The sequence below is a fragment of the Caminibacter sp. genome (assembly GCF_053999135.1).
Map to the genome: position 1 here is coordinate 1 of NZ_JBMXVQ010000077.1, position 9,210 is coordinate 9,210.

Annotated in this window: 12 protein-coding genes and 2 pseudogenes; 2 read left to right on the forward strand and 12 right to left on the reverse strand. The window is 36.3% G+C overall.

All coding sequences use genetic code 11. The features are described 5' to 3' along the window. The 11 genes and pseudogenes from ACXJH6_RS09245 to dcd all read right to left on the reverse strand — a co-directional run. A partial coding sequence (locus ACXJH6_RS09245) for an IS1634 family transposase N-terminal domain-related protein (RefSeq protein ID WP_503417178.1) occupies window positions 1-115 on the reverse strand: 115 nt, incomplete at its 3' end. A gap of 214 nt (window positions 116-329) precedes the next feature. Further along, window positions 330-1,265 (reverse strand): annotated as a pseudogene (locus ACXJH6_RS06150) (tRNA dihydrouridine synthase). Next, window positions 1,240-2,163, reverse strand: coding sequence for a hypothetical protein (locus ACXJH6_RS06155; RefSeq protein WP_456470883.1), 924 nt, complete (start codon window positions 2,161-2,163; stop codon window positions 1,240-1,242). The pseudogene ACXJH6_RS06150 and the gene ACXJH6_RS06155 overlap by 26 nt, the downstream one beginning before the upstream one ends. Then, window positions 2,160-2,510: an RNA polymerase-binding protein DksA gene (dksA, locus tag ACXJH6_RS06160; protein ID WP_456470884.1), complete on the reverse strand. Its 351-nt coding sequence runs from the start codon at window positions 2,508-2,510 to the stop codon at window positions 2,160-2,162. Before dksA ends, ACXJH6_RS06155 begins: the two co-directional genes overlap by 4 nt. A gap of 12 nt (window positions 2,511-2,522) precedes the next feature. Beyond that, window positions 2,523-2,954: a 23S rRNA (pseudouridine(1915)-N(3))-methyltransferase RlmH gene (locus ACXJH6_RS06165; protein WP_456470885.1), complete on the reverse strand. Its 432-nt coding sequence runs from the start codon at window positions 2,952-2,954 to the stop codon at window positions 2,523-2,525. After that, window positions 2,900-3,505: a thiamine phosphate synthase gene (locus ACXJH6_RS06170; protein WP_456470886.1), complete on the reverse strand. Its 606-nt coding sequence runs from the start codon at window positions 3,503-3,505 to the stop codon at window positions 2,900-2,902. The genes ACXJH6_RS06165 and ACXJH6_RS06170 overlap by 55 nt, the downstream gene beginning before the upstream one ends. Then, complete coding sequence (accD, locus tag ACXJH6_RS06175; RefSeq protein WP_456470887.1) at window positions 3,505-4,350, reverse strand: acetyl-CoA carboxylase, carboxyltransferase subunit beta; 846 nt, start codon at window positions 4,348-4,350, stop codon at window positions 3,505-3,507. Before accD ends, ACXJH6_RS06170 begins: the two co-directional genes overlap by 1 nt. Window positions 4,351-4,353: 3 nt before the next feature. Then, the gene (locus ACXJH6_RS06180) at window positions 4,354-5,055 is read right to left on the reverse strand and encodes an FIG domain-containing protein (protein ID WP_456470888.1); all 702 of its coding nucleotides are present in this window, start codon (window positions 5,053-5,055) and stop codon (window positions 4,354-4,356) included. A gap of 9 nt (window positions 5,056-5,064) precedes the next feature. Then, on the reverse strand, window positions 5,065-5,790 hold the full coding sequence (locus ACXJH6_RS06185) for a thioredoxin fold domain-containing protein (protein ID WP_456470889.1): 726 nt from the start codon (window positions 5,788-5,790) through the stop codon (window positions 5,065-5,067). After that, the gene (pyrF, locus tag ACXJH6_RS06190) at window positions 5,787-6,473 is read right to left on the reverse strand and encodes an orotidine-5'-phosphate decarboxylase (protein WP_456470890.1); all 687 of its coding nucleotides are present in this window, start codon (window positions 6,471-6,473) and stop codon (window positions 5,787-5,789) included. The genes ACXJH6_RS06185 and pyrF overlap by 4 nt, the downstream gene beginning before the upstream one ends. Next, window positions 6,470-7,030 carry a dCTP deaminase gene (gene dcd / locus ACXJH6_RS06195; protein ID WP_456470891.1) on the reverse strand — a complete coding sequence of 187 codons (561 nt, stop codon included), beginning with the start codon at window positions 7,028-7,030 and terminating at the stop codon, window positions 6,470-6,472. Before dcd ends, pyrF begins: the two co-directional genes overlap by 4 nt. A 110-nt stretch (window positions 7,031-7,140) precedes the next feature. On the opposite strand from dcd, the gene accB reads away from it, so the two are divergent. Continuing rightward, on the forward strand, window positions 7,141-7,593 hold the full coding sequence (gene accB, locus ACXJH6_RS06200) for an acetyl-CoA carboxylase biotin carboxyl carrier protein (RefSeq protein WP_456470892.1): 453 nt from the start codon (window positions 7,141-7,143) through the stop codon (window positions 7,591-7,593). Continuing rightward, a complete protein-coding gene (locus tag ACXJH6_RS06205; protein ID WP_456470893.1) occupies window positions 7,593-8,933 on the forward strand; it encodes an acetyl-CoA carboxylase biotin carboxylase subunit in 1,341 nt (446 codons plus the stop codon). The genes accB and ACXJH6_RS06205 overlap by 1 nt, the downstream gene beginning before the upstream one ends. Here ACXJH6_RS06205 and ACXJH6_RS06210 read toward each other — a convergent pair. After that, window positions 8,928-9,210 (reverse strand): annotated as a pseudogene (locus ACXJH6_RS06210) (hypothetical protein); the annotation flags it as partial. The gene ACXJH6_RS06205 and the pseudogene ACXJH6_RS06210 overlap by 6 nt on opposite strands.

The window sequence follows — 9,210 nt, forward strand, 5'->3', positions numbered from 1 at the left end:
CTAAATTAGCAATAACTTTATGTTTTACTTTTTTATCTTTCTTATCCCAATAACTTTCAACGATTTTTAGATATTCTTTATCTTTAACTTTGGTTACTTTAAGATACAAGAGCATCCTTTATACTAGGAAAATCATATGAATATTACCAAAAAATAAACAATGAAGTCAAGATGCGAATAACACTATTGTCCCTATATTTTGTTTAGCAGAATGACTTTCTTTTATAAAAAATCCCTAAAATACATACTTCTTTGTTTTTGTAAGTAGGTTTTTACAGGATTTTTTTCAAAGTCGGGTCAAAAAAAGTGATTTTTGTCAATAAAACTTTTTAAAAATACTCCTCTAAAAGCTCCAAAACTCTCTTAGGCTCTTTTACTTCGTTTATTTTGCTTCTAAATTCGCTTGCTTTTGGAAGTCCTTTTGAATATGCGTGGGCGTGTTTTCTAAAAAGAATCACCCCGTAATCCCCGTAAAAATTAATCATCTGATTAAAATGTTCGATTATCACCTCTTTTTTTTGACTAGCGGTTATATTTCCCTGCTGTTTCATTTCAAGAAAAATCCATGGTTTTCCTACCGCTCCCCTTCCTACCGAGACTCCATCCGCACCCGTATATCCCAAAACCAACTCTTCCTTTTCCTAACCCTTCATATCTCCGTTTGCAATTACCGGAATATTTACGGCTTTTACCACTTTTTTTATTTCATCATAATCTGCGCTGCCTTTATACATCTGTCTGACGGTTCTGCCGTGAACGGTTAAAAACTCCACCCCCAAATCCTCAAGCATCTTAGCCCTATCCACCGCCACTGTTTCGTCAAACCCGAGTCTCATTTTCGCGCTTACCGGTTTTTTTGACGTATTTACAACGGCTTTTACGATTTCTTTTAGTTTTTCTCTGTTTTCGTCTTTAAGAAGCACTCCCCCAAAACCCGAACGTCTGGCTTTATTTACGGGACAGCCGAGGTTTATGTCTATTCCGTCAATCCAGTCTGTATCGTTTATTATCCCGACAGCTTTTATGGCATTTTCCACATTGTTTGCGGCGATTTGAACAAAATAGGGGTTTTCAAGAGGGGATTTTTCCATCATCTTTTTTGTTTTTTCATTATTGTAGGCAATGGCGTTAACGTTGGTCATTTCAGAAAACGTCATATCGCATCCGAATTTTTTAACAACGCTTCTAAAAGGCAAATCCGTATATCCCGCAAGGGGGGCTAAAAAAAAATACGGAGGGTCAGATTTCAGAATCGATATACTCATCAATATCCGCTTTTACCCCGGCTTTTCTTAAATATAAGAAATATTGAAAAAATTTAAGCTCATGTGTTTCTATCACTTCTTCCGCAAGTTCAAGATGTTCGTATTTTAAGGCAAGATACGCTTTTGCCCAAGGAAGAGGGTCGGTTATTTCAAGCTCTTTATCCGGGGTTTTTGTAGAATAAAGTCTTTTGGCAAATTCTATCTGTTCTTTTGGGGTAAGAGATGCTTTTTTAATCAAAAGCTCTAAATCTTCATCGTTTATATGACCAAGAAGAATGTCCAGCGTAATAGGATAATTGTATTTTATTATTTCTTTAACGGAAGCCTCTTTTGCAAAAATATAAAACGCTTCTTTTTTAAGCTCTTCATTTTTAAACTTTTTTAACACTTCCCTGGCGTATGAAGGGTCTTTTTTAAGCCTGTTTTTGGCGTTTAAAATAAACCAGGGGTTGTCTTCTTTTAATTTATATTTGGAAATATCAATCGTCTCACCGTTTTTAAGTTTTTTTATATCTTCAAAAAACTCGAATTTTTCGTGAGGCTGCGGCAAAATTTCAAGGCCTTTTATATTTTTCTTGGCAAATTCGTTAAGGTGTTTTAAAATTTTGGCTTTTTTAGTCTCATCTTTATAAAAAACACCGTTTTTGATATTGTTTATTATGTTTTCCGTATCTTTTTTAATATTTTTCTGATAAACGGCGTTTTTTAAATTCAAAAACACCAAAAACATTAAAGAAAAAATAAAGAAAACACCCAAAAAAGCGGCAACCCAAACCGCATTCGGCAGGGAAACGGTAAAATCTCCAAACTCAAACGTAGTTACCGCATTGTTTTCAACATATACAAAAAGGGTCACAATTCCTATAAAAATCAGACTAAAAATAGTATATTTTTTCATTTTTTCTCTTTTTCTATAATTTCTCTACATATTATACAATATTTTGCGTAAGGTTTTATTTTAAGTCTTTCTTCTTGAATAGGCTCGTCGCACATCTCACATATTCCATAAGTTCCTTCTTCTATTTTTTTCAACGCTTCTTCTATTTCGGCAAGTTCTTTTTTCTGATTGAGGTATATCTGATAATCCCTTCCGCTGTCCATACTTGCCGCTGCAAAATCCCCCTCGTCTTTAATATCGCATTTGCTGATGTCATTTAGTTCGCTTGAAATATTAAAAAGTATCCTCTCAAGCTCCGCTTTTCTCATCAGCAGAATTTCTTTAAAGTGATTTACGTTTACGCTCATTTTTTTCTCCTTTTATTTATGATATGGATGGTTGTGCTTTATACTAAGCCCTCTGTAAATCTGCTCAAACAATACAAGTTTTGCGATTTTATGACTCATAGTAAGAGGACTTAGTGATATAAGTTTCCCCTTTTTCTTAAACGCTTCTTCAAATCCGTACGCCCCGGCTATAAAAAAATTTACATGCGAATGTTCAAAAAATTTTGAAAACTCAAAACTGTCAACCAGTTTTCCATCGGGAGAGAGAATAACATTAAATCCGCACTGAGTATATTTCTCTAAGATTTTGGAATACTCTTTTTGGGGATTATCGGTTTTTGAAAGGCTTTTTGAATAGAGGGTTATGTTGTTAACGTTTGCAAACTGTTTTGATTTTTTTATAAATTCTTTTATTTCGTTTTGAAAATCCTCTTTTTTTTCAATCGAATAGACGTTAATCTGCATATATCGCTTCCTACCACCTTAAATTTTGACGGAATTTTATCATAAATTTTAACTCCGCCTATTACGGCCACCGGATGATAAGAATATTTTATAAGGTTTATAACTTTTTGTCCGAGAATATTAGAGGTGTTTTTTGTAAAAGTCGGTCTGTACGCCCCAAGGCCTATGTAAGAGAGGGGAAATTTATTGGCTTCAAGTATTTCTTCTTTATTATGGGTGGACAACCCTACTTTTTTCCCGTTTTGTCTTAAAAACTCTATTACCTCTTTCTTAGAAATTTTCATATCAGCTGAAAGTTTTTCCAAATCCTCCTGTCCTATGTGAATTCCGTCGCAGTAAGGCAAAAGCTCAACCGTATCATTGATTATAAGCGTTTTTTTCCAATATTTTCTTATTTCAAAAAGCCTTTTTTTCTTTTCTTCCAACGAAGAGTTTTTATCCCTGTACTGTAAAATCTTCGCTTTTAAGCCTTTTGCGGTTTTACAAAACTCTTCTATGGAAATGCCGTATTTTTGCAGCGTATCAAAATCCAAAAGAGCGTAAAGGGCCATTAAACGCTCTTTAAAGAGTATTTAAGCAAATCTGAAATTGTTTTTTTAAGTTCGTTTCTTTTAACCACCATATCTATAAGACCATGTTCTAAAAGAAATTCAGCCCTTTGAAAACCTTCGGGCAAATCCTCGCCTATCGTCTGCTTTATAACCCTAGGACCGGCAAATCCTATCATAGCCCCGGGTTCTGCTATAATATAATCTCCCAAAAACGCGAAAGAAGCGCTCACCCCTCCAAAGGTAGGGTCTGTAAGCACGGAAATATAAGGTAGTTTATGTTCGGCAAGGCTTGCCAATGCGGCGGAAGTCTTTGCCATCTGCATAAGGGAAAACGTGCTCTCCTGCATTCTAGCCCCGCCGCTTGTCGAAACGATAACAACACCATGCTGTTTTGAGATGGCCCTCATAACGGCCCTTACTATCTTTTCCCCCTCAACGCTTCCAAGACTTCCCCCCATAAAAGCAAAATCAAAAACCACAAGTTGGGCAGGAATTCCGTTTATTTCGCACTCTCCCGAAATTACCGAACTTTTTCTTCCGGTTTTCTTATATCCTTCTTCTATTCTTTTTTTATAGCTTTTTTTATCCACAAAATTAAGAGGGTCGTTAGGCTCCAAATTTTTGTCATACTCTACAAACGTATTCTCATCCGCCAAAAGTTTTATTCTCTCCTCCGCGCTCATTCTGAAATGATATCCGCATTTTGGACAGGTGTTGTTTTCCTTTTTGACTTCTTTATAAAAACTTATAGACCCGCAGGCGGGGCATTTTATCCAGCTGGTGGGTTTTTCGTCTTTAGTAGGCTGCGGTCTTTTGAATTTTTTTAAAAAATCTCCAAATCCCATGGTCTATTCCTTTATAATTTTTAACACTTCCTCCAAATACTCGTATTTAGGACTCATAACTATTAAATCTTCCTCAAAATGCCAAAAACAGTCGCTGTTATAAAATTTAGCGGCTGCTATGTCAAATTCTCTTATTTCTCCCTTATAAATAACGGCCTTGCTTGATTCTCCGTAAGCCAAAGAAAGACTAAGAGCGCCGGGGGCTCTGAATTTTAGATTATGATTTGCCAGTTTCTGGACAATATCCGGATTTTTATAAGCTTTTTCGAAAATAATAACGTCATGTCTGAAGTTTGCAAAAAACGGTTTTCTAAAAAGATTATCAAATTTTTTACCTTTTTCATCTCGTATAAAATAATCCCCGTTACTTAAATTGACAATTACCGAAGCCGTATCCTCAAAATAGATACTGGTCCCGAAATAAGGAATACTGTTTGATACATTGTAACTTCCGTCAATAGGGTCTATAATAATGGTTTTTTCTTTTCCGTTATCCACAAACCCCGCTTCCTCACTGAAAATGTTTCCAAACTCGCTAAGCTTTTCTATTAAGATTTTTTCGGCTATTAAATCGATGTTTAAACTTCTATCCCCCCCGTATCCTACTCCTTTTTCTTCAAAAAGGTTAAGTTCTTCATGAAGGCTTCTTATGATTTTCAGGCTGCAGCATAAAGCCGCATCTATAAAATTACTTGACAAACTCATATCACACTCCTATTTTATACTTGACCAGTCTATAGTGTTGAATTTTTCGTCAAATATTGTAGGCGTTCCCCTAGCTCCCAATTCCTCAACCGCTTTTTTAGCAGCCGCCAGTTCTTTATCAAATTTCTCTTTTTGTTCTTTTGTAGGCTTAAACTTTTTCCATGCGTCAGCGCCGCTTAGAACTTCTCTAAGTCTTTTAGCCCTCTCTTCGTCCGTTTTTCCGGCAAGAATGTAATAGCTCATATCTTTTGCATGTTTATGAAAAGAAAGAGGATATAAAATTACATGAACTCTGTAATTTTTTTCAAGAATATCTTTTTTCTCTTTTTCCATTATTCTGCAGTAAGGACACTCAGGGTCCGTTATCAGATAAATATCCTTGTTTCCTTTTCCAAACGTAAACATTACGCCTTTTTTTACAACATCGGCATTTTTAGGAAAATTCGGCACAAGAGGACGGGATGTTTTATTGTCTATAACCCGGCCTATAACGGTATATTTTCCATCGGCCGTTATGTATAAAAGCCCCCTTCCTCTTGGAGTGTTGATTTCTATAATATAAAATCCGTCCTTTTGAGTCCCCTTTAATTTTACCTCGCCTTTTTTTATAGGCCCGGCCAGCTGTTTATATACGGGAGAGAGTTTTAAAACATTTATTATCTTATCCTGAGAAATCACTTTATCAAAAGCAAAAAGCGAAGCTACAGCCGCCGCTAGAGTTATTATTTTTTTCATTTAATCTCCTTTAATATTTTTTCCACTGTTTTTTTGGGATTTTCAGATTTATAAATAGGTCTTCCGACAACTATAAAATCAACCCTGTTTTCTTTTGCCGCTTTCAAATCGGCAACTCTTCTCTGGTCCTGTGCATCTTCTCCAAAAGGTCTTATACCGGGTGTAAGCGTTATAAAATTCTCAGAAGTTTTCTTTTTAATTTCCAGACTTTCCCAAACACTACAAACCACTCCGTCAAGCCCGCACTCATAAGCCAGGAGGGCAAATTCTCCCGCTTTTTCTTTTATGCTTTTACCGTAAATTTTTTTAAATTCCTCATCATCAAAACTCGTTAAAGCGGTAACGGCCAAAACAAGAGGTCTTTTTTCAAAACGCTCAAGTCTTTTCATAACCTCTTTTAAAGCCCTGCCGCCGGCGCTTGCATGAACATTAAACATATCCACGCCAAGTTTTGCTATCTCCTCGGCCGCATCCGCCATCGTATTTGGAATATCGTAAAGTTTTAAATCTAAAAATATATTATACCCTAAATCCTTAAGCTCTTTTACAAATTCGTTTCCGTCTCTTATATAACTTCTAAATCCAACCTTAAGCCATAAATCTTTCGCATACTCTTTTAATTCGTTTGCAAGTTTTAAATTTTCCTCTTTTGTCGGATTGTCTAAAGCCACGCACACTCTCATTTTTCAACCTTCGGAAGCGTTATTCCCTGCTGTCCGTGATATTTGCCGCGTTTGTCTGCATAACTGGTCTCGCATATACTATCGTCCGCACCTAAAAATATAAGCTGGGCTATACCCTCGTTTGCGTATATTTTCGCGGGAAGAGGCGTAGTATTGGATATTTCTATTGTTATATGGCCCTCCCATTCGGGTTCTATAGGCGTAACGTTTACGATTATACCGCATCTGGCGTATGTGCTTTTACCCACGCATATAGCCAAAACGTCGCGAGGCATTCTGAAATATTCAACACTTCTGCAAAGGGCAAAAGAATTTGGAGGGATAATACAGTCCCCCTTTATTTTTACAACGTTTCTTTCGTCAAAATCTTTAGGGTCTACAATAGTCGAATTTATATTGGTAAACACCATAAATTCATCACTGACTCTTATATCGTACCCGTAAGAGCTTACCCCGTAACTTATTATCCCTTTTCTTACCTGCTTTTCTTCAAAAGGTTCAATCATTCCGAACCTTTTTGCCATTGTTCTTATCCATTTATCGGACTTAACACCCATACAGATTTCCTTATCTTGTTTTATTAAAATTGTAACAAAATTATGCTATTATTTTATTAACCGGTATTGACCAATGTCAGTGTCTATAAAAATTTAATAAAGGATATATAATGGATTTAAAAGAATTAAAAAGACTTTTAGAAGCTTTTGATAAATCAAAAACAAATATTTTAGAACTTGAAACAGAAAAATTCAGAATCTATCTGGATAAAACATCCCCTGTAGCCCAGCCCCAACAGCCTCAGCCGCAACTCTCAACAGAACCGGCAAAAACCCCTATAGTTCAAAAAATAGAGGCAAAACCTGAATGTGAGGTTGAAGGGGATTTGATTACCTCCCCTATGGTCGGAACTTTTTATCAGGCTCCAAGCCCTGATTCCCCTCCTTATGTAAAAGTTGGAGACAAAGTAAAAAAAGGTCAGACTTTATGCATTATTGAAGCTATGAAAATTATGAACGAACTTGAAGCGGAGTTTGACTGCGAAATTTTGGATATCTTAGTAGAAGACGGACAGCCTGTTGAATTTGACACTCCGTTATTTAAAGTAAAAAGGCTTAGCTGATGAAAAAACTCAACAGAATTTTAATAGCCAACAGAGGAGAAATAGCTCTAAGAGCCGTAAGGGCTATCCACAAGCTTCAAAAAGAAGCCGTATGTATTTACTCAACAGCCGATAAAAGCGCCATTTATCTTGAATTTGCAGACGGAGCGGTATGCGTAGGACCGGAAAAATCAACAGAAAGCTATCTTAACATTCCTGCTATTATAACAGCGGCGGAAATGACGGAGTGCGACGCTATTTTTCCGGGATACGGTTTTTTAAGCGAAAATCAGACGTTTGTGGAAATATGCCGCGAACACGACATAGCATTTATAGGACCAAGCCTTGAAGTTATGGAGATTATGTCCGATAAAAGCAAAGCCAAAGAAGTGATGAAAAAAGCGGGAGTACCCGTAATTCCGGGAAGTGAAGGAGCAGTAAAAGACGTTGAAGAAGCTAAAAAAGTAGCAAAACAAATAGGATATCCGGTAATATTAAAAGCCGCAAGCGGGGGCGGCGGAAGAGGTATGAGAGTCGTTGAGGACGAAAGTTATTTAGAAAACGCCTTTTTAGCCGCAAGCAATGAAGCTAAGAGCGCGTTTGGAGACCCGACGATTTATATGGAAAAATATATTCAAAAACCACGCCATATAGAAGTTCAGATTCTTGGAGACAAACACGGAAACGTCATACATTTAGGAGAAAGGGACTGTTCGCTTCAAAGAAGACATCAAAAACTTATAGAAGAATCCCCTGCAATTATTCTTGATGAAAAAACCAGAAAAGCCCTTTACGAAACGGCCGTAAAAGCGGCAAAAGCCATAGGTTATTACAGCGCTGGGACAATAGAGTTTCTGGTGGATAAAGATTTGAACTTTTATTTTATGGAAATGAACACCCGCCTTCAGGTGGAACATCCCGTAAGCGAAACGGTAACGGGAATAGACCTTGTGGAATGGATGATAAGAGTGGAAGAAGGAGAAAAAATCCCTTCGCAGGATGAAATTGAAATAAAAGGACATGCAATAGAGTGCAGGATTTTAGCCGAAGACCCTGAAAAATTTATCCCAAATCCGGGCAAAATTCAAAAACTATATATCCCGGGAGGAAAAGATGTCAGAGTCGATACGCACATTTACAGCGGATATATCATTCCTCCTTATTACGACTCTATGATAGCCAAAGTCATAACATGGGGTAAAAACAGGGAAGAAGCCATTAAAGTTATGAAAGAGGCATTAAAAGAATTTAAAATAACCGGCATTAAAACCACCATACCTTTTCATCTGAAAATGCTTGAAAACGAAGACTTTTTAAATAACAATTACGATACCAAATACCTCGAAAACAAAATCCTATAAAAATTTTATCATAAAAACTATTCTTTTTTCCCTGTCTTTAAACAAAACCTTTTGGGGAGTTACTTTATAAACAAATCTTTTACTGTCCCTTATAAAAGAAAGAGGTTTCCCCTTTATAATTTTATCCAGAAAGTCGTCAGGATATTCAGAACCGAAAAATTTTTCAATAAATACACTTTTAGGGACGCATTCTTTATTCATACAAACTGAATGCGGATATAAAGAAATTTCAATAGATTTAAGTCCTTTATAAAGGATAATTTTTTTATATAAAAAC

Coding starts and splice junctions, on each gene's coding strand:
- ACXJH6_RS06155 (WP_456470883.1), bottom strand. CDS start 2,163: ATGAAAAAATATACTATTTTTAGTCTGATTTTTATAGGAATTGTGACC.
- dksA (WP_456470884.1), bottom strand. CDS start 2,510: ATGAGCGTAAACGTAAATCACTTTAAAGAAATTCTGCTGATGAGAAAA.
- ACXJH6_RS06165 (WP_456470885.1), bottom strand. CDS start 2,954: ATGCAGATTAACGTCTATTCGATTGAAAAAAAAGAGGATTTTCAAAAC.
- ACXJH6_RS06170 (WP_456470886.1), bottom strand. CDS start 3,505: ATGGCCCTTTACGCTCTTTTGGATTTTGATACGCTGCAAAAATACGGC.
- accD (WP_456470887.1), bottom strand. CDS start 4,350: ATGGGATTTGGAGATTTTTTAAAAAAATTCAAAAGACCGCAGCCTACT.
- ACXJH6_RS06180 (WP_456470888.1), bottom strand. CDS start 5,055: ATGAGTTTGTCAAGTAATTTTATAGATGCGGCTTTATGCTGCAGCCTG.
- ACXJH6_RS06185 (WP_456470889.1), bottom strand. CDS start 5,790: ATGAAAAAAATAATAACTCTAGCGGCGGCTGTAGCTTCGCTTTTTGCT.
- pyrF (WP_456470890.1), bottom strand. CDS start 6,473: ATGAGAGTGTGCGTGGCTTTAGACAATCCGACAAAAGAGGAAAATTTA.
- dcd (WP_456470891.1), bottom strand. CDS start 7,030: ATGGGTGTTAAGTCCGATAAATGGATAAGAACAATGGCAAAAAGGTTC.
- accB (WP_456470892.1), top strand. CDS start 7,141: ATGGATTTAAAAGAATTAAAAAGACTTTTAGAAGCTTTTGATAAATCA.
- ACXJH6_RS06205 (WP_456470893.1), top strand. CDS start 7,593: ATGAAAAAACTCAACAGAATTTTAATAGCCAACAGAGGAGAAATAGCT.